The sequence below is a fragment of the Blautia hominis genome (assembly GCA_002270465.1).
Lineage (GTDB): Bacteria > Bacillota > Clostridia > Lachnospirales > Lachnospiraceae > Blautia > Blautia hominis.
This window is the reverse complement of sequence record NQOF01000001.1, coordinates 218,244-244,657: the sequence shown is the minus strand read 5'-3', so window position 1 is coordinate 244,657 and position 26,414 is coordinate 218,244. Positions and strand designations below refer to the sequence as shown.

Here is a 26,414-nt window from a genome sequence, read left to right as displayed (position 1 = left end):
ATCAGCACACCTCCCTGTTTTCTGTGACATAGAGATAAGCGTCTTCCAGGTCAGGCTGTACTTGGCTGGCATGTGGAGATGGACAATTACGGGAGAGAATGCGTATCCGCAGGTTTTCTCCTTCTGTCCTCACATTGCACACAGGAAATTGCTTCTGAATGGATTCCGCCTCCCGGGGGGAGGCTGTAACTTCCCATACATGTCCGGAGGCCGTCTGGATCAGGGCATCCGGTGTCTGATCTTCTATGATCTTCCCCCTGCGCATGATCAGTATCCTGTCAGCAGCATTTGCCACATCCGACACAATATGAGTGGAGAGGAGCACCAGCCGGTCATGTCCAAGAGAACTGATGATATTTCGGAAACGGATGCGTTCCTTTGGGTCAAGGCCTGCCGTGGGTTCATCCAGCAGCAGGATCTTCGGGTCATTGAGCAGGGCCTGGGCAATCCCCAGCCTTCGTATCATGCCTCCTGAGAGATGTTTGATCTTCCGCTTTTCCTCCTCTTGGAGTCCTGTAAGCTCCAGCATTTCCCTATATCGGGTCAGTGCCCGTTCTCTGGGAAGTGCTTTTAGGGATGCCAGATAGAGTAAATAGCGTTTCACTGTGAAGTCCGGGTAATAGCCAAAATCCTGGGGCAGATATCCCAGCAGGGTGCGGTAGGATGCCCCCATTTTATGGATGGAAATGCCGTCCAGTGTTACCGCCCCTTTTTCGGGCATGAGAATACCGCAGAGGATGCGCAGAAGTGTAGTCTTGCCTGCGCCGTTTTCCCCGAGAAGTCCGTACACACCGTTTTTCAGTATGAAAGAGATATGGTCTGCGGCTGTCTTTTCTTTATAATGCTTTGTGACATTTTGTGCTTTTAATTCCAGCAAAATTCTTTACCTCCTGTGGTTAAACTGTAAAACAGCCTGTGCAGCTCTATGGCCAGAATCACAATTCCGACTGCCAGTGCCATGGCCCATAGGGGCAGATAGAGGCTTTGGTATGCTTTCGGAAAGGCTGCGGGAAACAGGGAAAACAGGAAGACAAGCAAAAGGGTTCCGCTCAGGATCATTTTCTGGGAGGAGAGCCTTCTTGCTGACAACAGGAAAAAATAGCAAACATGGGAAAAAATAAATGGGACAAGCAGATACAGACAGAGGGCAAAAATGCTGTACCCTGCCTGATCCCGAATACCGAAAAGCAGCAGAGTCAGAATACATAAGTTGACGCCCGCTGAAAAAACCAGTTTCACCGCCCAAATCTGTCCCAGGTTAAAGCAGCAGCTCTGTTCCAATTCTGCCATACGGCAGGATCGGCTTTTGGCCAGTTCCAGCACAGCCGCCAGACCCAGACCCGAAGAAAGGGCGCAGACAGGCGGCAGAATATTTTCGCTGCCTTTTATCAGAGAACCAAAACAGGTCAGCAGGACAACCGCAGCGATCAAAAAGAAAGACTGTATGATCCAGTATTCCAAAGATATATAATGTATTTGGTCCAGCAGCAGCCTTGGCATGGATATATGTCTTTTCAGATCTAATGCGTCTATCTCAGCACGGACGGTTTTCAGGGAAGCTTCTTTTTTTTCCCGGTTTACGGGGATGGGTGGTACGGGTATTTTCGTGTCAGCCATAGAAATCCTCCTTCCTTAATGTGCGCTTCAATTTTTCCATGCCCTGCTTCATCCGGGATTTCACCGTGGATGGACTGGTGCCGGTAATCTGCGCGATCTCTCTGTGCTTCAGGCCGTAGAGACTGTGAAGGACAATAACTTCCCTCTGGATATCCGGCAGTTTCATAAGCGCCTGCACCAACTGTCTGGAACGTTCTTCCCGGATAACAGCCCCCAGCAGATCGTCCTGTATCCCGGAGCTGTCAGCATATCGGACGGCCGGATCTTCCGGGGCGGATTCTTCCAGAGGCGAAAAGGTAAGATGACGGTGAGAGGCAGCTTCCCCGGTGAAATAGTCAAAACAGACATTTCTGGCTATGGTAAGAAGATAGCCTTTCAGATTTTTATAACGGTAGTTGTCCACATAGCGTATGAAACGAAGAAAAGTTTCCTGCGCCAGATCATAGGAAAAATCGGGGTTGCCGGTCTGGTAACAGCAGAAGCGGTAAATGTCGTTGTAATATTTTTCCGCCAGCAGATTCAGGTATTCTTTTCTGCCGTTTTGTATTTCTTTGATCATTTTTCTGTCATCCATAGGCTCCCCCCTTCCTGTCTTCCATTATATATAACCCGGGAAGGAAGAAAAAGGTTTTATTTTTTTATCATTTTTCCGAAAAAACATATCTGGACAATCCTTTGGTGTGCTTTCCGTATTCGATCGCTTCAGTGGGACAGCGGCAGATACAGGCCATACAGTGTGTACAGTGATCACTCCACACAGGCTTTCCTTTTTCCAGCGTGATATTTTTCATGGGACAGACTTTTTCACATTTGCCGCAGGAAATACAGGCATCCGTAGCGTAAAACTTTTTAGCATGTACAAAGGCAGGGTAAAATATATCGTTTATAACCCCGCTGTCTATTCTGTCCTTAAAAGTGACGGCAGGTTGTAAGAGATTTTCTTTATTTTTGATCAAAAGAGATACCTTGTTTATCTTCTCTTCAGCACGGCGGATAATTTCACGTGCCTCGCCCTCTGCAGGGGCGCTGAACAGGGCAATGTAATTCTCGGGCATGACCACCGCTGCACATCCTTTATAATGTAAACCTTTGGATGTACATAATTTTTTTATGTGTGCACCGGCATTTCCTATATTTTTTCCACATGTCATGACAAAATAAATATCCCTGTTTCCCGTAAGCGTTGTTTTAGTCAGCCATTCCTGCAGAACACGGGGAATACGCCATGCGTAGGTAGGAGAGACGATCACCCAGGGAGTGTCTGAATGCAGTTGGGAAAAATCGTGGTCACGGATTTTATTAAACAGATCTTGTGTTTCATCGGATATATTCTCACCAATTTTCTGCGCGATATGGGCACTGTTGCCTGTTCCTGAAAAATATAATATCATAATCGTTTCCTCTCTGAGATATATTCAGCGGATATGACGGATACTCTCATATATAAGATTGATCAAATCGGTCATATTCTTCCATTGGGTTTCATCCAAACTGACATAATAATAATTTTTTGTTCCTTCTTTTCTCATATTGACGATTCCTGCGTCTTTTAGAATCCGCAGATGGTGGGATACAGATGGTCTTGTCAGATGTGTTTTCTCTGCAATCTCCCCAACCCGGATGCCGGATAAGTCACTTTCCAAAAGTACAAGCAGTATCAGCTGTCTTGTCTCATCACCGATAGCGGTAAATGCATTTCTGCAATTCCGAAAGCCATAGACAATATCCTGTAAACGCGCTTCACATTCTTTTTCCATTTTCTGATCCTCTACAGTAACTATTCAGTAGGTCTGCGCATTCACTGCGCTGACCGTAAGAAAGCATTCCGCAGCCAAGCAAAAATCCCATCGCCAAAGGCGATTCTGCATGGATTTTTGCCTGTAACTGTCAGGGTACTGAACAGTTACCCTCTACATATATTTGACATCCGGTTTTTCACGCTGAGCGGAGCGGAGAAATTTTACCCCGGGATAACCTAACACCAAGGTAGCAGCCACTTTTTTTCCTTTGGGAACCTGCAGTGTTTTTTGGATCTTCCGTGAGAGATTGGCAGAAGAAGTAAAAAATCCGCTGAACAGTACCCCCAGTCCGTGAGCCTCTGCTACAAACTCCATATTTTGTGCTGCAAGAATCCCATTTGTTTTCTCTTTTGCCAGAATGACAATGACAACAGGGGCCTGGAAGAAGAAAAAATGTTTGTGTATTTTATTTAGCCTTGCCATGGGGCTGAATAAGTCCGCAATGGGTTTGAGCCTTTTAAAAATACGGACAGCCATCTGTTCCACCGTGTCTTTTTCTTTATCTAGGACAACAAAGGAAACATCCTGCATATTTTTAGCAGTATGTGTGAGGCTGCCTGCCTCCAGAATCTGTTCCAGCACAGACTGGGGGATCTCCTTTTTTTGAAACTGCCGGACCGTGCGTCTGAAACGGATAACGTCCAGGACTTCATCGGGATCCAGGCGCACAGTTCCTTTTTTAGCGATTGGTTTTGCGTCATAGCCGCTGATCGTGACGGCTTCTCTGGGACACACTGCAGTGCATTGTCCGCACAGGACGCAGTCCTCCAGTATGGTTTTCGCCTTTCCGTTTTTTACCTCTATATTATGTGCGGCACATGTCCCGGCACATAAACCACAGCCAATGCATGAAGCTGTATCAATGGTTACGGAATGATTTGACATGGGGTAACTCCTTTCGTTAAAGATCATTAACCATTATAACAAAAGAGGAAAAGAATACAATATTGGTAAAGAAATACGTTACCAATAAAATTAACTGATCCTGGCGCTGCTGTCTGGGTGTTTCCCATGTGCCTGTGGGAGAGCAGATTCTGCCCGATCTTATTTTTATTTCCAGATATTTAAATCGGATAATATGGACATTGTTATTTCTGCCGCATCACTTCCGGCAGCGTTTTCATCCGCGCTGATATTGGTGGCAAAACTTGATGTAACCGCACGGATGCTCGGAACGCCAACAGAGCCATGGCAAAGATCCCTGCTATCCATATCCCTGATACTATATATACGGCAAGGGAAGGTGCCTTGCTGCTTACGGAAAGCGTAAGATCATTCATCCAATTCCTTGTTCCGTTTAGGCTTCCACCGGATAATTCACTCATAGTCGTTCCGGCATCGGGCGGAGGGAAACTGTACCATGAGGCAGTCCATGATAATATTTCAGGGAAACCGGCCAGGCGAAATGGCAGAAAAGGAACTGTCAGTAATCCCAGCAACAGGAACCACAGATTATAGTGCATGCGGCTGGACAGGTTGTTTTTGAAAATCTGCTTGACGGCTAAGAGAAGCCCGATGATACCGCTGATAAAAATATTACAGAACAAAAAGCATATCATAAAATTAGCCATGCGAACCGCCCCCTTTCTTGGGACGTTTGGAAAGGAGGGAGCGAAGCGAGTTTATTTCTGTTTCGGACAGTTTATCGTTTTCAAGATAGGAAGACAGCATACTGGTAATGTCTCCATCATAGTAACGATTCAGAAAGGAGTCGCTTTCCTGATTGATGTATTCGCTTTCCCCTACTAACGGCGTATAAACAAATACCCTGCCCTGTTTTTCATAGGATAGGACGCCTTTGGTTACGAGACGTTTGATCAGAGTCTGTATTGTCTTTGGACTCCAGGCTGTAGTTTGTAATAATTTTTCGGTTATTTCATTGGTATTGATCGGCGCATATTTCCATACGATTTTCATAACTTCAAATTCGGCTTCGGATATTTGCGGCAAGGCAGTCATAATAAATCCCTCCATAAATCTTACATGTGTAATAAAAATATTATAGACAATATCATAAAGCTTGTCAATTTCAGGAGGTCATTACTGCGGCTTTTTGGTCCCAGACTGCGGACAGGTCTGTGTGAGAGGGCAGATCCTGGGCAATAGGAAAATCCCGTAGGGATCAAGTGCTGAAAAGTACCTGATCCTACGGGATCTTCCTATTTTGGGGTAAAGGACTAAAAATCGGTATTAACCGACAGCCCCCAGTTTATCTTAGCGTATCCTGTTTTTACTTAGTCATAACCCTGCAGCCGTTCACCGGCAGCTTGGGCAGGTATTCAAAATACCAGTTCTGCCGTTCACCGGAATATTTCAGTATGGCAGGTATCCACGCATTAGAGACCTGCACATACACATATTGTTCCGGATGAACGGTTATCTTTTTGCTGCCGCCATTCTCTTTGAGAACACAGGTGCGGCCGTTATTCATTAAAGTTCCTATCATGTGTTAAGCCTCCTTTACTCTTTTTATAATAAGAGTATATATGGTAATTATGACCATTTCTTGGAAAAAATGTGAAGGGTTGGTGATATTTGTGTGAAAAGAGTAAAGTTTTTATGAAAAGCAGAAGAAATCCTGCTATTTTATGGGATGTGAAAAAGAAATTATGGAGATAGCGGGATTTGAACCCGTGACCTATACGTTGCGAACGTATCGCTCTCCCAGCTGAGCTATATCCCCAAAAAGAAATGGAAGCAAGGAGGCTCGAACTCCTGACCTTTCGCGTGTGAGGCGAACGCTCATCCCGGCTGAGCTATGCTTCCATATGAAATATTATAGCACTTTGTTTTCAAAATGCAAGAGGATTTCAGGTAAGATTAATTTGTATATCACAAATTTTTATAGTATAATCCCAGTTAAAGATTGGTATTAGGAAAGGATGCAGCAGCATGTTCGTAAAAATCAGGAGCAGCATCGAATTTTATGAACTCTGACTGGAAAGATAGGACATATGTATAAATTACTGTTTGTTGATGATGATAAAGCCCTTCTTAAAATGCTGGAGAATTATTTCCGTTTAAGAGGATACCGCATTCTGCTTGCAGAGGATGGTATGGAGGCGTTGGAGAAAATTGAGGATGTCCCGGATCTGATCCTGCTGGATATCAATATGCCCCGCATGGACGGCATGGAGCTGTGTGTAAAAATACGGGAATTGGTCTCCTGTCCGATCCTGTTTCTCACTGCCAGGGTAGAGGAGCAGGACAGGGTAAACGGCCTTCTGGCGGGGGGAGATGATTATATACTCAAACCGTTCAGCCTGAAGGAACTGGAGGCCAGAATCACGGCGCATATAAAGCGGGAGGAGAGAAACCGGCACAAGACCCGGTTAAAATACAAAGAGGGACTGCTGCTGGACTACAGTGCCAGGAAAGCAATGTTTGGGGACAGGGAACTGGAACTGACAAAGCTGGAATATGATATCGTAGAATTTTTATCCGGGAATCCCGGACAGGTATTTGACAAAGAAAGAATATACGAAAAAGTATGCGGCTATGATGCGGAGGGAGACAGCCGGGTGATCACGGAACTGATCAGAAGGATCCGCAGAAAAATGGAGGAATATACCGGGACAGAGTATATTGAAACCGTATGGGGAAGTGGGTACCGATGGAAAAAATAAAAAATCTTTCGCTCAGGAAAACGATCATACTCTATGTGGCTGCTGCACTGATACTTACGTTTTTTATCTCCGCAGGTATTATCCTGACAGCAGAAAAGACGCAGAAACACATATGGATCCAATATACGGACCGTGATATACTGTCGGGTCATGAAGTGGGGTACGGATATACTGCCGAGGTGAAAAGACCTGACAAAAAGGATATGGTTTACCGGGACTATATCATATCACAGATTTGCGATGCGGTTGAAACCTGGACCATGCTGGTCCTTCCCATGACGGGAAGCATTATCGCAGTTTTCTGTTTTTACAGGGATAAGATCAAAGAACCTCTCGAAATTCTCACAGAGGGTTCCAGGAAGATACAGGAAAACCGTTTGGATTTCCCTGTGCATTACAGGAAAAAAGACGAGATGGGACAGCTCTGCCGTGAGTTTGACCGGATGCGTTCCCAGCTCCAGGAAAATAACAAGAAACTCTGGAACATGGTGGAGCAGGAGCGGACTCTGAAGGCTGTCATTGCACATGATATCCGTTCCCCTCTTGCCGTGCTCCGGGGATATCAGGAGACCCTTATGGAATTTCTGCCGGGCGAAGAGTTAAGTGAGCAGGATACAAAAGAGATCCTGCAGTCCGGCATGCAGCAGATTGACCGGATGAATGCTTTTGTAGAGCAGATGCGGCGGCTGTCAGGGATTGAAGATAGAGAGATCCATTATGAGAAAATAGAAACGGCTGTCCTGCTTCGGTATATGGAAAATACGGCAAAGGTTCTGGCAGACAGGGAAGATTGCCGGGCCGTGATAAAAACAGAGGATATACCGGAGAGTTTTCTGGGGGATTATTCTGTCATCTGTGAGGTTTTTGAAAATCTTCTTGGAAATGCGGTGCGGTATGCCAGGCATATGATCCTTATCTCTCTGGAGGTTTCTGAAGATAAGCTCTTTATCTGCCTTGGGGATGACGGGGAGGGATTCCATGGGGAGGAGGACGAAATCACGAAACCTTTCTATCATGATAACCTGGCAGATGATCTGAAACATTTTGGACTTGGCATGTATTTGAGCAAATTATACTGTGAAAAGCATGGAGGAAAGCTGCTTTTAGGCAGTGCCGATATAGGCGGTGCCTATGTAAAGGCGGGGTTTCATGTGCAGAGAATAGAATAGAGACAGAAATTATGCAGTGCCGGAAGAAATTCCGGCCTTTTTGTTGTCTTTTTGTTGTTATTTATAGTTTATGATCAAAGCATAACAAGGAGGAATGCATTATGAAGGTTATAATCAAAAAAGAGCTGAAAGGGTTTTTGAAAAATCCGATCTACTATGCGGGAATCCTGCTGATCGTTTTTGGACTTTTTCAGATCCTGCAGCCCTATCTGAAGCTGCATTACTGGGAAAATGACGCGCAGGTTGCATCTGCCAAGCTGAAAAATATAGCAGATGCAGATATTATGGACGGATATCTGCCGGCAACAGAGGAGGAGCAGATTGAGCTGGCCCTGCCGGATATCTGCAGAGAACTCAGGGAATCACTGGATGTCAGCAAGGAAGAGACCGATGCGATAACAGAAATGTTTCTGAAAGAGAAATACAAGCAAGACGAAATTAGCGATTATCTGATTGACCATTACGGCTACACCAAGACGGATTATTACTTACAGGAGGCAAAGCTTAGACAGGGGAGCGCAGAGGAAGTTAACGCGTACATGGAAGAAAAATTCGGGCAGATGCGGTATTCCGAATATTTTGCCAGAAAATTCGCGGATTTTGCAGGACTGTTCTTCGTATTTTTTTCCGCTGTGTTAATGGCATTTTTATTTCTGCAGGATACAAGAAAAAACACTTATGAGCTTCTCCATACGAAACCTGTTTTGGCGTGGCAGTATGTGTTAGGGAAAATTACGGGAGGTTTTTTGGCACTTTTGCTGCCTCTTGCTCTCATCACATCCTTTTTCACTTTTTTATGTCTGCAGAATGGAAAAAACCAGGGATTTCCGGTAGCTGTGTGGGATTTATTCGGAGCGGCAATTGTTTATATCCTGCCAAATCTACTGATGGTCATCTGCGTATATGCCCTGACGGCATTTATATTTAAAAACCCGCTTCCGGCCACACCGCTTTTGATCCTTTACATGGTTTATTCAAATATGGGGAGTATCGGACCGGATGGACAGTATGGATATTACGGAAGGCCGCTGGCTATCATCGTACGTTTTCCGGGGCTGCTCTTGGACACTTCCCCGCCGCCCCTGGCTGTTATGAACCAAACCCTGCTTCTTTTTGCGGCAGCAGGAGTTATTTGGGGGTGTATAAAGATTTGGAAGAAAAGGAGGGTATAGAAATGAAAGAGATTAAAATATGTCTGCCGCCCTACAAAATGATCTGTGCCTTTTTCTTTATCTTCATTTTGGCGCTTGTCAGGGGAGTTTCTGCTGTAGATGAGATTGGGCCTACGATTGATACCTATATTGCTCTGCTGACACTTGTCCTGTGTGCAGATACCTGTTATCAGGAAATCCCCGGAGGAGCCTGGGAAATCCTGGCTATCAAACCGGGAAAGATGCAAAGGAGAACGATCATGCGGCGTTTCGCTGTACAGTTTGTATTTTTGTTCTGCGTGGCAGCGGCGGGGTATGGTATGTTTTATCTTCTACAGCAACCATTTATAGCAGGAAGGGAACTCAGCCAGTTTTTAACCGCTATGGCGGCAACAGCCGCGAGTATTGTTATGTTTGAGGCTGTCCCTGTATTTTTTACAAAGATCACAGGCAGCCTTTGGGGGTCAGTGGGGGCTTCGGCTGTCCTCTGGTTTTTCCTCATATCCAGCAACGCGGTAAAACTGCCGGCTTTTCTTCAGATCTTTGCCTTCGGAGGCAGTAACATGGAGGCCGGAGATATGAGCTGGCTCAGTGGAAAAGCAGCAGCACTTGTTATTGGAGCGGTCTGCATTTGGGCAGTTGGTGATTTTGGCAGACACACAGTTAGAAAGAAGAAAGGGTGTAGGTGAGTATATGTCAATTCAGATAGAAAATGTAACGGTTGCGTTTCAAAAAGGGGTAAAGGCCCTGGACGATATTTCTTTTACGATTCCATCCGGAGTTTATGGGCTTCTTGGGGAAAATGGTGCCGGCAAGACCACACTGATGCGGGTGCTTGCCACACTGCTTGGGCCGGATTCCGGGGAAGTGAGGATGAATGATCTGATATACAAGGAGAGGAATTATCCTTCCATTCAGAAGAAAATAGGATATCTTCCGCAGGAACTTTCCCTGTATCCCAATCTGACGGTCCGGGAGTGCCTGGAATATCTGGGGGCAATGTCCGGTATCGCAGAGGGGGAATGCAGGAAGCGGATTGACTATTACCTGAAAAAAACAAGCCTGGAGGAACATCAGAAAAAGAAAATGAAACAATTATCCGGAGGGATGAAACGGAGAGTGGGTTTGATCCAGGCACTTTTAAATGAACCGGAGTTTCTTATTGTGGATGAACCCACAACAGGGCTGGACCCGGAGGAGAGGATCCGTATCCGGAATCTTTTGGTGGAATTTGCCGTGGGGCGGACCGTATTATTTTCCACCCATGTGGTGGAGGACCTGGCGGCAGCCTGCAGCCAGTTGTCCGTGCTGAAAAAAGGGAAAATGCTTTACAGCGGTTCTGTGAGAGAGCTGCTCAAACTGGCAGATGGGCATGCCTGGATATGTAAAACAGAAGAGGAGCAGCAGGTGCGCCTGCTGGAAGAAAAATATCATGTCTCCTCCAAACAGATCCTGGAGGATGGCATGACCGTCCGGGTGATCAGCCCGGTGAAGCCGGAAGTGCCATGCAGTCCGGCAAAAGTGACATTGGAGGACGCATATATTTATGTGTCGAATTTCTAAATATTTGGATACAGGCAGGCCGCGGTTCCATGAATTCCGCGGCCTGCCATTTTCTATGCTGTGAGTCATTTTTCATGTATGATAACATCTTTTAGATTATAAGTCCAAAACGGTTACCGGAAATTATTCATTGCCGGAGAAGGAGCGTTTTCTTCCTGTGAGTTTCCGGAATCTGTGCTGTTTCCCAGTGTGACAGAGACTGTTTTCTCCTCATAGCTGTTGTTTTGGCCCGGAACCTGCAGTGTCACATCCACGGCTTCGCCGGCCTTATAATACTGGAGCAGACTCTGGAGCTGGCTGATATCTGTGATAGATGTACCATCAAATTTTGTCAGGACACTTCCGGAAGAGATGCCTGCTTTTTCGGCTGCACTGCCGGAAACGACTTCTGAGATGTACACACCTTTTGGAAGACCATAGATCTCTTCTGCTTCACTTGTAACATCAGCACCTTTGATTCCCAGACTGCCCTGTTCCCCTTCGGAAACTTTTTCACGGGTGGTTTTGTTCATAAGTGTTTCGATAATGTCAGAGGCTCTTGACATGGGGATGGCATATCCCATGCCTTCTACTTCTGTGGATGCCAGTTTTGCGGAGTTGATGCCAACGACCTCCCCGTTCATGTTAAGAAGGGCGCCGCCGCTGTTTCCGGGGTTTATGGCTGCATCTGTCTGGATATAAGTTGCGGAACCGGAGTCATCTGTGCCGGTACCCGTCTCGGAAGAAGAATCGGAAAGTGTACGGTTTACAGCGCTTGCGATACCTGTTGTGACGGACTGGCCGTAGCCCAGTGCATTACCGATGGCTACAACCTGCTCCCCTACCTTCAGGGAATCAGAATCACCGATGTTAGCCACTGCGATCGCTGACATGGTTTCATCGGAAATACTGTCAAGCGGTACTGCGATAACAGCTAAATCGTTCTCCGGGTCCGTACCTTTTACTTTTGCTTCCAGTACATTGTTGTCAATAAAACATACAGAAAGGGTATCTGCGTTTTCCACAACGTGATTGTTTGTCACAACTAATAGTTCCGTATCATTTTTCCCGATGATAATACCGGAACCCTGGCTTTCTGTCTCCTGTGTCTGCGGATATCCGCCGTATCCGAACTGGCTGAAATAATTCTGGACTTCCTGTACGGATTTGTTGGTTATGGCAACAATGGAGGGCATAGCCGATGCTGCGATATCGGACACATCCAGGCTTCCCGTATTCGTACCGGAACCGCCGGAAACTGCCGTTGTTTTCAAAAGGCTGGATCTTGAACTGTCACTGCTGTCTGCTGAGGCACCGGAGGAAGCCGCCGGCGCATTTGCGGTGTAAATATGATTGACCGCCTGGAAAGAACCGGCTGCCACGGACCCGAAAAGAACAGCACTCAGAGTCAGGGTACCAATGCGTTTTGCAAGGTTTTTCTTCTTGTTTCTGCTGCGTTTGGATGGCTTTTTATCAGGTTCCGGTGCGCCTGTAGGGCCGTCTGAAAGAATCGGGTAGTGGGTCAGCTCGTTGTTATTGTTGTTATCTGAATTAAAATCATAGTAGTTTGACATAATGAATTCCTCCTCAATTTTACATTTATTATTATTTGTTTGTGTTTGTATGTTTGTTGTCTCTTTGTTTATGTCTATAGGATATCGGATAATTGTGGTGAAAATGTTTTGATTCTGTGATGAAATTGAGGAGGAAGTGTGTAAATTTGGTGAACTGATGTGAGATGGGGAGGAAATGATCTTCTTTGATATATCAAAAGGGGATTAGAAACTGTGGGAATTTTTTTTCATGGTTAGATGACATATCAGATGTTTTTGACTGAAGTATTGCATGAAATAATATTAGCTTAGTGAAGATAAAACGGAAACGGTTTGAAGAGGGCGTCAAATTCTAAGAAGGAAAAAAGGATTTTATGTCGATATATTAGTAGTATTATGATACAATTAAAACATTAAAATATATAAAGCAAATAAGATGCTGTGTTAATTTAGTAATATTATGAGGGAGGAATAGTAATATGGCGTTAATTAAATGTCCAGAATGCGGTAAAGAAATAAGTGATAAGGCAGTGAGTTGTCCTCAATGTGGTTGCCCAATCATTATTCATAGTGCAAAAGATATTAAAGAGAGTGATATTTCTGAAGTTGCGGATGATATACCAGATGTTAAATGTCAGATTATTGTAGACGAAACAGGAAGTGATTCTGATGAGAAAAATAATGATCCTGCGAAAAAAGGTATAAGTAAAAAAACGAAAGGTTTTATAGGAATCATTGCGGGTGTCATTTTAATTGGTGGTATTGTTGTTTTTTTTATGACTGAAAATATGAGATTATATAATAAAGCATTGGAATTAATAGAAGAAAAAAATTATACAGAAGCTTCAAAAATATTTCAAGAGTTAAATGACTACAAAGATTCTGATGCTAAGCATAAAGAATGTAAATTAAGTATGGCTAATGATTTATTTGCCCAAGGGAATTATGAAGATGCTATTAAACTGTACGATGGTTTAGGTGACTACGGTGATGCTGAAACAAAAAGTAATGAATCAAATTATCTGTTTGCCCAATCACTTATAGATGAAGAAAAATATAGTGAAGCAGGACAAATATATTTGGAATTAGGCGAATACAAGAATTCTAAAGAATTATATGAAAAATGTAATTATGAACAAACTGTTGATGGTCAATTTATGAGAGCATTAAGCAAAGGATTAATTGATAGGTGGGATTACTCGGAAACAGAATATATAGAAGAATTCGGTAAGGAAGTAGATAAATTGGGAAGCTCCGAATATATGGAGTATATAAAAAAATGTATTAATTTTGAATTAGAGTATGTTGGTGATTTCCAATCAAAGGAATTTTTAGATGGAGCTTTGGGTGAAAAAGTATTAAAATACATTGAAGTGCTGAATAATGGACTGACGGCAATTGATTATTATAGTATGGATTTTAATAAATATAACGTCATGTGGAATGATATATATTCTACAAGAGTATTATTAATTCGTGATTTTGTAAATGATTATGGGCTGGTTGTAGATGAAGAACATCAAAAAACATTGGATGAATTAATAACAGATGCATCAATTGTTGATGAACAAAACACGCTGAATGAGGCTATAAACAATATGGTTGGTGGATATACCTATGAAGCCAAGGATAATGGTTATGGAAATATTACATATATTGTTAACATGGAAAACACTACAAATGTAACATTTGAATATTTTGGATGTAGTGTTGATGTGTTGGATGAAAATGAAACTATAATCAGTACTGGATATACAGGGGAAATTAAGAACTTCGCGCCAGGACAAAAAGCTCAGTTAGAGGTATATACTGGTGTACAAGGGGTAAGTTTGAAATTTCATCCTAATTATTATGTAGAACAATAGTCTTTTGTTATCTAAAAGAATATACTCATGTGTAAAAGGGACTATCTCGTTTTGATAGTCCCTTTGGTTAGACTTGTTTTTTTAGAACAGATACTCCATGATAAATTCCTCATCTTTGTCAATGACAGCCTTAAAACCCAGGCTTTCATACATTCGCAGTGCGTAATTTTCCTTCTGCACAGACAGGGAAACTTTTTCATAGCCTTTTTCTTTAAGCAATTCCAGCATCTGCCTCATCAGTTCCGTTCCTATGCCGCAGCCCCGGTACTCTTTGAACAGGGAGATGGCAAATTCCGGTGTCTCGTCATCAATATTGCCATATCCATGAATATTTCTTACCCAGACAGCACCCGCTAACTTGTGGTCCACCTCTGCACATAGGCAGAAGTCATCTTTCAGAGTTCCGAAATCCTGAATGTAAATCTGCAATTCCGGATTTTGTATTATTGTTTTTGGGAATGGAGTTTCGTTCTCTCTCTGGAAGATAGATTCATACAAAAATTCCGCCAGAAGCGGATATTCCTGTGGGTACATTTCTCTTATAATATATTTCATAGCGTCCTCCGATTTTTTGTGATCTTAGAAATCGGCTGTCCTTCCACACATACGGATACCCCCTTTATATAATATAAGATCATTGTAACAGCCGGGATGTGTCTTGTCTATATAGAGGCGTGTAAAACATCGGTTTCTAACAGGAAATGGTTACTGTTCACTCCGTGTCCAGTAACTCGCTTCGCGATGCACAGATATGGAGCATTCTGCCTCATATCGCGCTGGCTGCCTCGGGATTTTCATGCTTTCAGCATGAAAACGCCTCCCGGTACAGTGGCCTGTGTACAGTAACAGGAAATCCTCGTTGTTTATCCGTACTCTTTTGTGGTAAGATATAAGCAAAACAGTTTGGAGATTTGTGCATGAAAAATAGTGATTCAATACTACAGATTACATGTGAGGCGTTTTCGGATGAAGGTTATATGCCCAAGAGGTATACTGGTTTCGGCGAAGATGTTTCACCGCCTTTTTGCCTTTTGAACTTGTCCCCAAAGCAGTTTCTGTTGCGATCATTATGAATGATCTGGACATTCCTATGGTAAAAGAATATACTCACTGGCTGATCTGGAATATTCCGCCCCAAAAGGAGATACCGGAGAATATCCCATATGGGCCTGTGGTGCAGGAACTGGGCAATGCAGTACAGGGAACAGCTTATGGCAAGAACAGATACCGAGGACCAAAACAGCCTATATTTATTAGAAATACCCACAGGTATGTATTTCGCATCTATACACTTGACTGTATTTTGAAACTTCCCAAGGATGCGGGAAGGAAAGAACTGCTCGATGCCATAAAGGGCCATGTGATCCAGGAGGGCAGTATAACCGGCAGATATAAGCGATGATTTCCGGGAAGTGTTATAATATGTACCGGCAGCGTTCCGCAGACCGTAGAAGTCATATAGGAGAGAAACATGGGTAAGGATACTGTGATTCATTATGTGGAGATACACAAAAGCGATGCTTCCGTCTACGATGAAATAGAGATGAAAGTAAGAGTGAAAGAAATCTATGAGGTTAATGGGAACGGGATGGATGGTATTACCTTTCAAAAGAAAAAAGTATCACCATATACAAAAGATTTTACAGAAAACGCTAATTATAAAAGATGGAAAAGGCAGTTTGATTTAGAAAACTGGAATTTTTTTGTGGCATTTGATGGGAACAGGCCAGTGGGTGGAGCTGTGCTGTGCAGTCATTCGTCTGAGCTGAATATGCTGGAAGGGCGGGAAGATTTGGGCGTTCTGTGGGATATCCGTGTGGATTCCGGTTATAAACATTGTGGTGTGGGGCAAAGACTATTTCAATTGGTAAAGGATAGGGCAGAGAATTTAGGACTTATACAGTTAAAAATAGAATGTCAGAATAATAATGTTCCTGCAGTGGATTTTTATTTCAAACAGGGGGCACACATAGGCGCAGTGAACAGGTATGCCTATTATGGAGATAAGGATGCGGCAGATGAAGTGCAGTTCCTTTTATATGTAAATTTGTTCCCTGGAATACATAACTGAAGAACAAAAGAATTGTTTTATCATGCATGAGTGTGATATGATTTACTAAATCAGATTTTTAAAAGGAGAACACTTTATATGGCGAAAACGGCATGGATCTTCAGCTATAAACTCAAGAAAAATGTGAGCGAGGAACAGTTTATCGAACGAACAAAAAAGTTACACGATGAAGTTATTTCTAAAGCGAAAGGATTTATCTCTTGGGAACATTACTTACAAGATAAAGTTTGGACTGACTTTGTTCTTTGGGAAACAGAAGAAGACGCAAATAACGCTACAACGGTAGGACAAGGAAAAGAAGTTACGGAGAATTTTTATGCTTGTATCCAAATGAATACTTGTAGAGCCTTGATCTCAAAACTTGTTAAAAAATACTAGAGCTTAATCCGTTCATAAGTTCCATTTGGGTTTCGGTCAGTTTAGGGCTTGGACCCTGGCACAGGATTTTGCGAAACAAAGCGTAGTGTGCTATACGTTTCTTTGGAGTTGCCGCTTCAAATGCCGCTGCTGTCAGGGAGGGTATTTGAAGCGGCAGGTCTTTTTTGATTCACAACTGCAACCGGACAAAATACTGTTCGGACTGAGCTGCCGGCAGTCACAGGCGGGAGAAAAAATTTAGAGGATATGATTCGTTTTTGTGGATTTTTACAGGATTGACAGGTTAGAAGAAGGAAGGTATAATCGATTTATCTGGAAAGCAATTCATTTAATCTGCGGCAGGTCTGCCGAAAGTTCCAGAAAGTATAAAATTGAATATGGACGGATGAAATGGTGGGAATGACAGAGTTTGCGATGATTAGCAAAGTGATAGTTGATATAAACTGCTTTTTGTATTATATTTATGGTATGGAATACAATTGGCAGATCAAATGCTAAATGTGCTGTGATCTGATGGCTCAATCATTGCTTTTTTATCCGGAAAGGAGGTCTATGAAAGGAATTGTGCTGACAGCAATGGATGAGGAAGTCTATGAGGGGCTGTCAGATAACGAGATTTTTGCAGATTTATTTAACGGCGCCTTGTTCGGCGGAAAGCAGGTGATCAGGCCGGATATGCTGGAACAAGAAAATGAGAAAAAGGTGGTGCGCGCAGGAAGAGAGGGCGGAAGGCGGGTGATACTCCGGAGAATCCGGGATGTGCAGAAGCTGTCTGTGATTGGAGATAGCTGCCTGGCCGTTATACTGGCGGCAGAGGGACAGAGGGCAGTACATTATGCTATGCCTGTCCGCTGTATGCTTTACGATGCCATTGATTATACGGGTCAGGTGGAGCATATTGTAAAGGAGAGAAAAGGGGAAGGAAAATTAAAGAAAGGGGCAGAGTATCTTTCCGGGATGAAGAGGGAAGACAGGCTGCTGCCGGGAATCACGATCGTTTTTTATTATGGGGAGGAGCAGAGCTGGGATGGACCGCTGAGTCTTCATGATATGCTGGATATCCCGCCGGAACTGAAACCGTGGATGGAATGTATCCAGGATTACCGGATCAACTTGGTGTGCAGCAGTACAGTGGAGAGCAGTAATTTCAGGACGGGGCTTCGGGAGGTCTTTGAATTGCTCCCGCTGCTGAAAGATAAAGAAGGGATGAAGGAATTTCTGGAGGCCAGAAAGGATGAGTTCATGCATCTGGATGCAAAAAAAGGCTGGCTGGTATCAAAATTCCTGAATGTTCCTGCCTTGAAAGAGCTGAAAGAAAATGAGAAGGGAGAGGTGGATATGTGTACAGCAATTGAGGAAATGATGGAGGAAAGGGAAGAACGTGGAGAAGTACGAGTAAACCAATTGATCGAAGTATTGTTACAGCAACCATGCCAGGAGGAGGCTTATAAAGAAATCAGGAGGGCAGTAATGGACCGGGAATATCAGAAGAAACTTTTTGATGAGTTTGGGATTTAGAAAGCCTAATATTCTGTAACGGATGAGCGTATTCGTAGTTTCAGAAACTGGTGTCAGGGCACTAAGTGGCGGAGATGGACGGAAAAGTCTGTTACAGCTTCTATACGGAGCTGACTATGGGAACATTCCCCGCCACTTTGCGAAATTAGGCATTTATTTAAGGGCAAAGAACTGGTGCGCCCTATGCCTGCACAGATATTACGTGCCCCCGTTTATATTCAGACAGATCTTGAGGTGTACCGGTTCAAATCTTTTATTCTTTTTGCTCCTTCTTTTTACTCCTGTTTTTTAGATCTTAAAGAAATCTTCTTCAATAAAATATGAAACGTGTACAGAAGTAACAAAACGCCCCAGGAACCAGCCTCGGCATATGCTATGATCATATTCCCGCACAATCCAACAAAAGCATATGAAAATATGATCCGGGAGATCAGGGAAATAACACCTGCAATACTGGAAAACAGTATATCCCCAATACCTTCTATGTAGCCCCGAACCGACGCCGCAATGCCAAAAATGGCATAGAAAACAGCAATTGTCTGAAAATAATTTTTCCCAATCTCCGTTACCTCCGGGCTTACTCCAAACATAGCGATCAAATAGCCGCCGGTCTCCACTATGAGCAATGTCAGCAAAAGGGAAACGCAAATCATCATTGCAGTGCCAACGCAGACAATCTTGGGAATCTGCCTTTTCCTTCCTGCACCAAAATTCTGTGCCACAATTGTGGATATTCCCGAGCCAAGATTCACGATTGGCAAAAGTACCATAGTATCCACGCGGTAGGCCGTGGTGATCGCCGCAACGGTCTGTGTTCCGAATCCATTCATGAAATTTTGTAATATGAGCCCTCCAAGTGAAGTGATGCTGGATTGGATCATAGGAGGAATTCCTAAATGAAGCCCCTCTTTCAAAACGGAGTAGTCTAATGTCCATTTCCTTACAGAGAAACGAAGGCAGGAATGCTTCTTTACACTATATAAAATAATAAATATTGTCATAAAAGCCTGTGATATCACAGTTGCAATAGCGGCACCCACAACACCCCAGTGCCAGACAATTACAAAAACAAGATCCAGTATGACATTTACAACAGATGAAAATAAAACAGATACAAAAGGTGCACGGCTGTTCCCAATCCCGCGAAGCGCTGAAGCATAAACATTATATACGGCAAGGAAAGGGATTCCAATCAATATTATCTGCAGATAATCCTTTGCCATATAAATAGTATCCTGTGTTGTATTCATGATACGAAGCAGCGGATACGCGCCTATTATACCGATGATTGAGATTAGCAAAAACACACCGCCTAGGATAACGGAAAATACAGAAAGTATGCTTGAAATATGGGCCTTTTTTCCTGCACCGTACTTTTGTGCAAATAAAATACAAAGCCCAAGTGTAAATCCCGTAATAGCGTTGAGGAACAGATCAATGATGGTACCCGTCGAACCGATAGAGGCAAGCGCCTTTTCTCCCGCTGCATTTCCGACTATAAAGGCATCCACCCAATTATAGAGCTGCTGCAGTATACTGCTTAAAATAAGAGGTACACAAAATCTGATCAATGTGATCGCTATATTTTCCGTTGTATTTTTATCTCTGTTCATTATCAAACTTTCCCCCAAAAACAAATACCGTATACAAGACATAGCCTTGTATACGGTAGGTGCTCACCCGTTGTTTTTATAAAGTATATCAAATAGCTGATATAATTACAATAACAAAGTAAAGGCGCAGTCTCCCTGCATAGAATACAGGCCGCGGTCTATTAGTCAGCACTTAGTACCCTTGATCTTATGAAGCAGGGTAACGGACACGGCGCCGGATATATCAATATTTCTAACTTTATCCGGGTAGGTCAGATTGAAGGATACGCTTGCACCATTTTCAGTAACCGGGACTGTGAAACTTCCGGATGCGGAGGCATTACGTGACGCAGAACCGGTGGGGGCAAAAAAAGAATACAACAGTTGAAGCGTCCCATTGATTTTAGGTGTGATCTGCATGAAACTGTCCGCCTCTGGCGTTGCTAAAAATATAAAATCTATAAGATACAGATATCCCGGCTCCAGAAAGATTTCTGTATCCGTTAAAGAAATCTGTTCACCTTCCTGAAATAAGACAGCCATTGGCAAGTCAGATTTAGACGGCGGATTTGCTTGTACACCGTATTGTGCGTAGGAATATGTTTCGCATGGTTTCATGCAGCCACAATGAAAGTCATTAAAGTTCATATTATATTTTCCTTTTTCTTTATAGTGTATGGTTTATAAAATAATATTGCTACAAGTTAAAAATAATCGGACGGACACAACAGACACAGCCGCCCGCCAGTCTCCTTAAGCCATCAGGCAATCCCCTGCCATTCCCGTTTCACACTACCAATCTCCCTGATTACGCGGTATAATAAACGCAACGCACAGGGACATCTCTCTATGCTAAATTTAAAGATGCAGTACAAAAGATCAAAGAACATGGGGCAATAATATGGAGAAGATTAAAGTTTTTTTGGTGGATGACGAGGCCATCATTCTAAAAGGGCTGGAGACAACTTATTCCTGGGAGAAAATGGGGGCCGTGGTGGTGGGCACATCGCGCAATCCGGGAAAGGCAGTGGCAGAAATTCTTGAAAAACAGCCGGATATTGTGATAACAGATATCCGCATGAAACAAATGACAGGACTGGAACTTATCCAGGAGGTAAACAGACAGGCGAAAAAGAAATGCCTGTGGATCGTCATCAGTGCATACCGTGATTTTGAATATGCACAGAAAGCCTGCGAGCTGGGCGCATTTACATATCTCTTAAAGCCCATAGAGGACAGCAGACTGGAAGAGGCCGTTTGCGGAGCCGCGAAGACGATCCGGCAGACGAATAAGAGCAGAAAAATCCTTCAGGACTATGAACACTTTATTGAAAATAACCGGAAGGTATTTGAAAATTATATGATCAGCAAATTCAGCGGTGACCAGATAGACGAGGAGGAACTGCAGGAAAAGCTGGAACGTTTTGGGAGAAAAGACTGGGATACTTTCTTTTACCGGGCCGTCTGCCTGGATCTTGTCAGAATACAGGATGAAAAAAACGGGCAGGCCGTTACCCAGGAGGAAATCGCCGCTTTTTTAGAAAGCAGACTGGGGGAATCTTATCAGTATTTTTATTTCCAAAACGAAAGCGGCTACAGAATTATGATCCTGGCAGCTTCCCGGGAGGAACATTTAGTGCTCCCGATTCTGGAGAGAGAACTGGAAATACTGAAACAGAAATTTGCGGTTGATCTCCGGTATGGCATATCCGGCATGAGCAGGGGGATGAAAGGACTGAAAGAAGTATATGTGCAGGCAGTGGAGAACCTGGAACAGGGAGAGGGGGAGCAGAGGGATCTGACGGAACTGGACCAGATCCGCAGTCATGCCAAATCCTACATCAGCCAGGCGATCGGATATGTACAGGAACATCTGGACGATGAGTTTTTAAGTGTGGGTATGGCAGCCAGGGAGGTACATCTGAACCCTGTATATTTTGGCAGGCTTTTCGGGCAGGGGATGCAGCGTTCCTTCAAACAGTATTTGCTGGAGGAGAGGATCAAACGGGCTAAAAAGCTTTTGAAAACAAGTGATGATACCATAACCGAAATTTGTGAGAAGGTGGGGATCCCCAATCCCTCTTATTTCACGCAGCAGTTTAAGAAACGCACAGGATGTCTGCCCACAGAGTACAGGAAAGAAACGTATGAAGAACAATAAACGGTTTTATGGAATTCGTAAAAAGCTGGTGATCTTTACAATATTGGCAGCAATTCTGCCTCTTGGCATTATGGGAGTGGTTCTGGCAGGCTCCATAAACAAAAACGTGACGGATTTGAATATGGAAAACTATTCTCACAGCAACAGCAAAATGATTGGGAATTACCAGATGATGGAACAGGGATTTGACGAGCTGACCAGAAATTATATCACCAACACGTATATCCAGAAATCTTTGGAGAGAAGAGAGCTTCTGCCTCAGGACCAGGTATATGTAAACAGAAGCCTCTGGTATTCCAATAATCAATATACAGAATACGGGATATTTATTGACAACAAGGGAAATGAATACTTTGCCAATAAAGTAATATCAAATGTGAAACCAGAGGACATTCTGTCGGAAGAGCTGCGGGAAGCGCTTTCGGATAATTATTCCCTGACAAAGATCATGTACAGTACGATCGATCGAAACGGACAGGAAGATTCAGGCATCTTTTTGGTTCGGAATATCCGGCATATGGAACAGAACGTAGAACCGGGAATACTGATCGTAAAACTGAATCAGGACTTCTATGACAATATTTTCTTTGATATCAATAAGCACGCTCCTGCCATCTATGCCATGGCTACCATGGAAGGTGAAATCTGCTGCCGGACGGGAGGGGAGGACCAGGAGGCGGAAATCAGCAGGGAAATATTGCTGGAGGCAAAGGAAAAATTGTCCGATGATGCCGTCGAGGCAGGTGAAGTGGTACATTTTGCAGCTGACAACCGGATCTGCTTTGCCAATACGGACAAGAATCGGAACCTCATGTTCCTTTCCGTTGTACCGGAAGCCGTCATTTGGGCACCGGCCAGAAACTTTCTGAAAAGTATGGTTTTGACAATGCTGATATCTGCAGCAGTCTGTATTGTTATGTCCGCGTTCGTATCACACCCCTTCAGAAAAGCCATCTCCGCGATCAGCCGGATCATGAGCAACTTTGACGGAGAAAGCTTGAACCAGGAAATACAGACAAGTACCAACACAGAACTGGATCAGGTGGCAGTTTCCTATAATAAAATGCTGAAACACATTGGCACCTTAATGGAGGAAGTGAAGAAGGAGCAGGAGGAGATCCGTATTAACGAATATAATTCTCTGGTCTATCAGATTAACCCCCATTTTCTATACAACACACTGGATAATATTCACATGCTGGCAAGGATGGATGGGGATGAGACCATGGTGAGGCTGATCCAGTCCCTGTCCAGTATGCTTCGGATCAGCATCAGCAAAGGGGAAAATGATGTATCTGTAAAAAATGAACTGGAACATGTGACATGTTATCTGAACATAGAGCAGATCAGAAATGAGGATCTGTTTACATATGAAATAAAAGCGGAGGAATCCGTGCTGCAGGTCATGATCCCAAAGATTATCCTGCAGCCTGTGGTGGAAAACTGCATTAAGTATGGGTTTGCGGATATGGAGGAGAATGGGAAGATACAGTTGGAGGTCAGCGCTGAGGACAGCTTTCTGGTTATGCGTGTCCGTAATAACGGAAGCGCTATGGAACCTGAAATCCTGGAAAAACTCAATCAGATGCAGTATCAGGGAATGGAACAGATAAAACAGACATTTCCCCAGAAAAAGGGGGGATATGGCATATCCAATGTTGTGTGCAGACTCTGCCTGAGATATGGAAACCGTTTTAGGATCCGTTATGAGAGCACGGAAGAGATGGGAACGGTCTGTACGATCATGCTTCCTGTGGAGTAGGGCAAATTTAGAGCACATGGCTGATATTATGCTGAAGGTGATGCTGTATGGAAATGTCTGGCAGCCGTGAAAGTATGGGATTGTGCAAATATTGTAAAAAGGCGCAGGATAATATGCTGATTGTCCTGCGCTTTTTTACGGATTATATGCCAAATGTTGCAGATGATATCGGAATACAGATATAAAAATTTATAACATGTATAGAAAACAACAGGAGAGGTATTCTTTTTTGTATATGTTGACACAGGGGGACTGCTATAATGCAGTTATCGGTAATGATTCAGCGGTCCTGCAAACTTACAGCGCTGAACAGTTACGGCAATTATAAGAAAAGGGGGTTCCTATGAATGAAAAGGAAAAATGTTATGAGGATTCTGAGTGTGGCAGCGGCGGTTCTGCTGGTTGGATGCGGGGGCGGAGACAGCAAAAGCAGTGATGCAAAATCTGGGGATGGAACGGATGCCGTTTCCAAAAGCCAGGCGTCAAAGGAGGAAGGAGAAGTAAAAATACCCATTATCATCACCACGGGTGCTAATGATGCCATGGATATCCAGATGAAAGAGGTAGTGGAAGATTTTAACGAAGAGTATAAGGGCAAATATCAGATGGAAGAGGAGTATCTTGCAGGTGCAGCAGATGACTACCGCTCAAAACTGAAAATGCTGAATGCTTCCAACTCCCTGCCTGCACTGATACAGGTTGGACCGGAACCTGCGTTTTACGATTTGCTGGTGGAAAATGAAAGACTGGTGGATGTGGCTCCCTATCTGGAGAAAGACCCGGAATGGAAGGGCCAGTTAATGCCTCAGGGCATTGAAACATTTACAAGGGAAGACGGTAAAATGTATCAGATTCCCACTGCAGGACTTCAGTTGTCAGGCATGTACTACAACAAAGAACTGTTCGCAGAGGCGGGGATTGAAACTTTTCCGGAGACCTGGGAGGATTTCTGGAACGCATGCGATAAGCTGAAAGAGGCCAATATCCCGGCATTGTCCCTGCACACCACAGAGACAGCCTGGTGTCCCATGCTTCTTGCTACCGCTTACATGGGAGGGACAGAAGAGGGGCAGAAATTTATGACACAGCAGTTCCCGGATAATTTTGACAACCCGGAATTCAAAAAGGCTGTGGAAATCCTGAAAAAGCAGTTTGACTATACCACATCCGATGCAGTGGGCGGGACTTATGCTCTGGCAGCCAATAACTTTTTCAGTGGAAATACAGCGATGATTGCCAATGGCCCCTGGATGATGTCTAGTCTTACGGATGCGGATTACGCGCCGGAGGGCTTTGCGGACAAGGTCGGCTATGCGAAATATCCCGGTGATGTAATGATTGGTTCCATGGAACAGTCAAGCTGGTGTATTACCACAGACTACGGACAGGATGTCATTGACGGAGCCATCGCGTTTATGAAATATTATACCAGGCCTGTCTACAGCACCAAGAGGGCTGTAGAGGCAGGGGAACTGTCTTCTGTTGTGGATTTCCCACAGGAGGAATATGACAAGCTGATCCCGCCTATGAAAAATTGTGTGGACGCTTCCTCTGATGTAAAGACTGTGCTGCCCAGCTATCAGACAAAATGGGATCCTGTTTCCCAGAACGATGTGTTCGGAAGAGAGATACCCAATCTGGTGTCAGGGAGCATCTCCGTGGATGATTTTGTCCAGATGATGAATGAAGGAGCAGCGCAGTATAAGCAGGATATAGAATAGGCTATGGGTGATTGGGATGAAACAGAAAAATAAAATCTGGATTGCTGTATTTTTAATCCCCACACTGGTGATGTTCATGCTGGTTTATCTGGGGCCAATGGTTCTGGCCCTGGTGTCCAGCTTTACCAAGTGGGACGGCATGCAGAGTATGCGGTTTATCGGCCTTGATAATTATGTAAAGATCTTCCGAGACCCTGTGTTCCATGCATCCCTTTGGCATACACTGTTCTGGGCGTTTCTGGCTGTGGCGGTGCATGTTCCGTTTGGAGTGTTGGTTGCATTGGTGTTGAAGAGAAAGAGAAAAGGGTGGCGTTTTACCAGGTCGGTCTTTATGCTCCCCAATATTATTTCCAGGTCTGCGCTGGCGCTGATGTTTGTGTTTATCTACAAGCCGGATGTGGGGATCCTGAACATGCTTTTGAAAAATGTGGGGCTGGAGCGTTTTACCAGAAACTGGCTGGTGGACTCCAATACGGCGCTGTTAAGTGTCACTAATATCTGGCTCTGGTATGCGGCGGTGATCACCTTGATCGTGCTGTCTGAACTTAGTTCCATTTCTTCGGAAATAGAGGAGGCAGCCAGGATAGACGGGGCGACAGCCAGACAGGTGGACTGGTGCATATACCTGCCTTTGCTGCGCAGGGCTGTGGGAACGGGGGCCATAGTGGCGGTTACCTCTGTGTTTAAAGAATTTGAATCTATTTATATGACCACGAACGGGGGGCCTGGGGATTCCAGTATGACAATCTCTGTTATGATGGTAAATAAGATCATCCAGAGCAACCAGTATGGCTATGCCAATACCCTTGGAATTCTTTTGCTGGTCCTTGGTATCATTGTCATGCTGTTCTGCAACAAACTGTTCCGCATGGACAGCGCAGATTGAGAG

At 44.0% G+C, this 26,414-nt stretch carries 27 protein-coding genes and 2 tRNA genes; 14 read left to right on the top strand and 15 right to left on the bottom strand.

Annotated elements, in window-relative coordinates; all coding sequences use genetic code 11:
* Nucleotide 1 precedes the first annotated feature (1 nt).
* From CI595_RS01140 to CI595_RS01090, 11 genes are all read right to left on the bottom strand, one after another.
* Complete coding sequence (locus tag CI595_RS01140; protein ID WP_095170864.1) at nucleotides 2-877, bottom strand: ABC transporter ATP-binding protein; 876 nt, start codon at nucleotides 875-877, stop codon at nucleotides 2-4.
* Complete coding sequence (locus CI595_RS01135) at nucleotides 865-1,617, bottom strand: hypothetical protein (RefSeq protein ID WP_095170862.1); 753 nt, start codon at nucleotides 1,615-1,617, stop codon at nucleotides 865-867. The genes CI595_RS01140 and CI595_RS01135 overlap by 13 nt, the downstream gene beginning before the upstream one ends.
* The gene (locus CI595_RS01130) at nucleotides 1,610-2,191 is read right to left on the bottom strand and encodes an RNA polymerase sigma factor (protein ID WP_095170860.1); all 582 of its coding nucleotides are present in this window, start codon (nucleotides 2,189-2,191) and stop codon (nucleotides 1,610-1,612) included. Before CI595_RS01130 ends, CI595_RS01135 begins: the two co-directional genes overlap by 8 nt.
* 67 nt (nucleotides 2,192-2,258) lie before the next feature.
* Nucleotides 2,259-3,008, bottom strand: a complete 750-nt coding sequence (locus CI595_RS01125; RefSeq protein ID WP_095170858.1) for an EFR1 family ferrodoxin — start codon at nucleotides 3,006-3,008, stop codon at nucleotides 2,259-2,261.
* A gap of 24 nt (nucleotides 3,009-3,032) precedes the next feature.
* Entirely contained in the window at nucleotides 3,033-3,374 is a 342-nt protein-coding gene (locus tag CI595_RS01120; RefSeq protein WP_095170856.1) for an ArsR/SmtB family transcription factor, read from the bottom strand.
* A 153-nt stretch (nucleotides 3,375-3,527) separates the two neighbouring features.
* Nucleotides 3,528-4,301, bottom strand: a complete 774-nt coding sequence (locus CI595_RS01115) for a nitroreductase family protein (protein ID WP_095170854.1) — start codon at nucleotides 4,299-4,301, stop codon at nucleotides 3,528-3,530.
* A gap of 203 nt (nucleotides 4,302-4,504) precedes the next feature.
* Complete coding sequence (locus CI595_RS27285) at nucleotides 4,505-4,975, bottom strand: M56 family metallopeptidase (protein ID WP_408608175.1); 471 nt, start codon at nucleotides 4,973-4,975, stop codon at nucleotides 4,505-4,507.
* A 4-nt stretch (nucleotides 4,976-4,979) separates the two neighbouring features.
* A complete protein-coding gene (locus CI595_RS01105) occupies nucleotides 4,980-5,375 on the bottom strand; it encodes a BlaI/MecI/CopY family transcriptional regulator (protein WP_095170850.1) in 396 nt (131 codons plus the stop codon).
* A gap of 271 nt (nucleotides 5,376-5,646) precedes the next feature.
* Nucleotides 5,647-5,862 carry a hypothetical protein gene (locus tag CI595_RS01100; protein WP_095170848.1) on the bottom strand — a complete coding sequence of 72 codons (216 nt, stop codon included), beginning with the start codon at nucleotides 5,860-5,862 and terminating at the stop codon, nucleotides 5,647-5,649.
* A 164-nt stretch (nucleotides 5,863-6,026) separates the two neighbouring features.
* A tRNA-Ala gene (locus CI595_RS01095) sits at nucleotides 6,027-6,099 on the bottom strand.
* 9 nt (nucleotides 6,100-6,108) lie between these two features.
* Nucleotides 6,109-6,182 (bottom strand) — tRNA-Val (locus CI595_RS01090).
* A gap of 188 nt (nucleotides 6,183-6,370) precedes the next feature.
* On the opposite strand from CI595_RS01090, the gene CI595_RS01085 reads away from it, so the two are divergent.
* From CI595_RS01085 to CI595_RS01065, 5 genes are all read left to right on the top strand, one after another.
* Complete coding sequence (locus tag CI595_RS01085) at nucleotides 6,371-7,042, top strand: response regulator transcription factor (protein ID WP_095170846.1); 672 nt, start codon at nucleotides 6,371-6,373, stop codon at nucleotides 7,040-7,042.
* A complete protein-coding gene (locus CI595_RS01080) occupies nucleotides 7,030-8,211 on the top strand; it encodes a HAMP domain-containing sensor histidine kinase (protein WP_162291778.1) in 1,182 nt (393 codons plus the stop codon). The genes CI595_RS01085 and CI595_RS01080 overlap by 13 nt, the downstream gene beginning before the upstream one ends.
* 101 nt (nucleotides 8,212-8,312) lie before the next feature.
* On the top strand, nucleotides 8,313-9,383 hold the full coding sequence (locus tag CI595_RS01075; RefSeq protein WP_095170841.1) for an ABC transporter permease: 1,071 nt from the start codon (nucleotides 8,313-8,315) through the stop codon (nucleotides 9,381-9,383).
* Between the two features lie 2 nt (nucleotides 9,384-9,385).
* Entirely contained in the window at nucleotides 9,386-10,051 is a 666-nt protein-coding gene (locus CI595_RS01070) for a hypothetical protein (RefSeq protein ID WP_095170838.1), read from the top strand.
* A gap of 4 nt (nucleotides 10,052-10,055) precedes the next feature.
* Nucleotides 10,056-10,925: an ABC transporter ATP-binding protein gene (locus CI595_RS01065; protein WP_095170836.1), complete on the top strand. Its 870-nt coding sequence runs from the start codon at nucleotides 10,056-10,058 to the stop codon at nucleotides 10,923-10,925.
* A 113-nt stretch (nucleotides 10,926-11,038) separates the two neighbouring features.
* Here CI595_RS01065 and CI595_RS01060 read toward each other — a convergent pair whose 3' ends face one another.
* Nucleotides 11,039-12,478, bottom strand: coding sequence for a S1C family serine protease (locus CI595_RS01060; RefSeq protein ID WP_095170834.1), 1,440 nt, complete (start codon nucleotides 12,476-12,478; stop codon nucleotides 11,039-11,041).
* A gap of 458 nt (nucleotides 12,479-12,936) precedes the next feature.
* On the opposite strand from CI595_RS01060, the gene CI595_RS25940 reads away from it, so the two are divergent.
* Nucleotides 12,937-14,322 (top strand): zinc-ribbon domain-containing protein, encoded by a 1,386-nt coding sequence (locus tag CI595_RS25940; protein WP_095170832.1) that lies wholly within the window; start codon nucleotides 12,937-12,939, stop codon nucleotides 14,320-14,322.
* Between the two features lie 81 nt (nucleotides 14,323-14,403).
* On the opposite strand, the gene CI595_RS01050 is transcribed toward CI595_RS25940, so the two are convergent.
* Complete coding sequence (locus tag CI595_RS01050; protein WP_095170829.1) at nucleotides 14,404-14,877, bottom strand: GNAT family N-acetyltransferase; 474 nt, start codon at nucleotides 14,875-14,877, stop codon at nucleotides 14,404-14,406.
* 469 nt (nucleotides 14,878-15,346) lie between these two features.
* Here CI595_RS01050 and CI595_RS01045 point away from each other — a divergent pair, with 469 nt between their 5' ends.
* The 4 genes from CI595_RS01045 to CI595_RS01030 all read left to right on the top strand — a co-directional run bounded on the left by CI595_RS01045 (nucleotide 15,347) and on the right by CI595_RS01030 (nucleotide 18,289).
* Nucleotides 15,347-15,724, top strand: coding sequence for a YbhB/YbcL family Raf kinase inhibitor-like protein (locus CI595_RS01045; protein ID WP_243135074.1), 378 nt, complete (start codon nucleotides 15,347-15,349; stop codon nucleotides 15,722-15,724).
* A gap of 69 nt (nucleotides 15,725-15,793) precedes the next feature.
* Entirely contained in the window at nucleotides 15,794-16,393 is a 600-nt protein-coding gene (locus tag CI595_RS01040) for a GNAT family N-acetyltransferase (protein ID WP_095170827.1), read from the top strand.
* A 78-nt stretch (nucleotides 16,394-16,471) separates the two neighbouring features.
* Nucleotides 16,472-16,771: a hypothetical protein gene (locus CI595_RS01035; protein ID WP_065542615.1), complete on the top strand. Its 300-nt coding sequence runs from the start codon at nucleotides 16,472-16,474 to the stop codon at nucleotides 16,769-16,771.
* Nucleotides 16,772-17,323: 552 nt separating this feature from the next.
* Nucleotides 17,324-18,289: a hypothetical protein gene (locus CI595_RS01030; RefSeq protein WP_095170825.1), complete on the top strand. Its 966-nt coding sequence runs from the start codon at nucleotides 17,324-17,326 to the stop codon at nucleotides 18,287-18,289.
* Nucleotides 18,290-18,564: 275 nt separating this feature from the next.
* Here the strand turns inward: CI595_RS01030 and CI595_RS01025 are convergent, their stop codons facing one another.
* Nucleotides 18,565-19,902, bottom strand: a complete 1,338-nt coding sequence (locus CI595_RS01025; protein ID WP_095170823.1) for an MATE family efflux transporter — start codon at nucleotides 19,900-19,902, stop codon at nucleotides 18,565-18,567.
* 165 nt (nucleotides 19,903-20,067) lie between these two features.
* A complete protein-coding gene (locus CI595_RS01020) occupies nucleotides 20,068-20,529 on the bottom strand; it encodes a hypothetical protein (RefSeq protein ID WP_243135073.1) in 462 nt (153 codons plus the stop codon).
* A gap of 253 nt (nucleotides 20,530-20,782) precedes the next feature.
* Between CI595_RS01020 and CI595_RS01015 the strand changes: the two genes are divergently transcribed.
* The 4 genes from CI595_RS01015 (at nucleotide 20,783) to CI595_RS01000 (ending at nucleotide 26,411) form a co-directional block, all read left to right on the top strand.
* On the top strand, nucleotides 20,783-22,042 hold the full coding sequence (locus tag CI595_RS01015) for a response regulator transcription factor (protein ID WP_095170821.1): 1,260 nt from the start codon (nucleotides 20,783-20,785) through the stop codon (nucleotides 22,040-22,042).
* Complete coding sequence (locus CI595_RS01010) at nucleotides 22,029-23,804, top strand: sensor histidine kinase (RefSeq protein WP_095170819.1); 1,776 nt, start codon at nucleotides 22,029-22,031, stop codon at nucleotides 23,802-23,804. Before CI595_RS01015 ends, CI595_RS01010 begins: the two co-directional genes overlap by 14 nt.
* A gap of 347 nt (nucleotides 23,805-24,151) precedes the next feature.
* On the top strand, nucleotides 24,152-25,525 hold the full coding sequence (locus CI595_RS01005; RefSeq protein WP_095170817.1) for an ABC transporter substrate-binding protein: 1,374 nt from the start codon (nucleotides 24,152-24,154) through the stop codon (nucleotides 25,523-25,525).
* A gap of 16 nt (nucleotides 25,526-25,541) precedes the next feature.
* A complete protein-coding gene (locus CI595_RS01000; protein WP_095170815.1) occupies nucleotides 25,542-26,411 on the top strand; it encodes a carbohydrate ABC transporter permease in 870 nt (289 codons plus the stop codon).
* Nucleotides 26,412-26,414 lie beyond the last annotated feature (3 nt).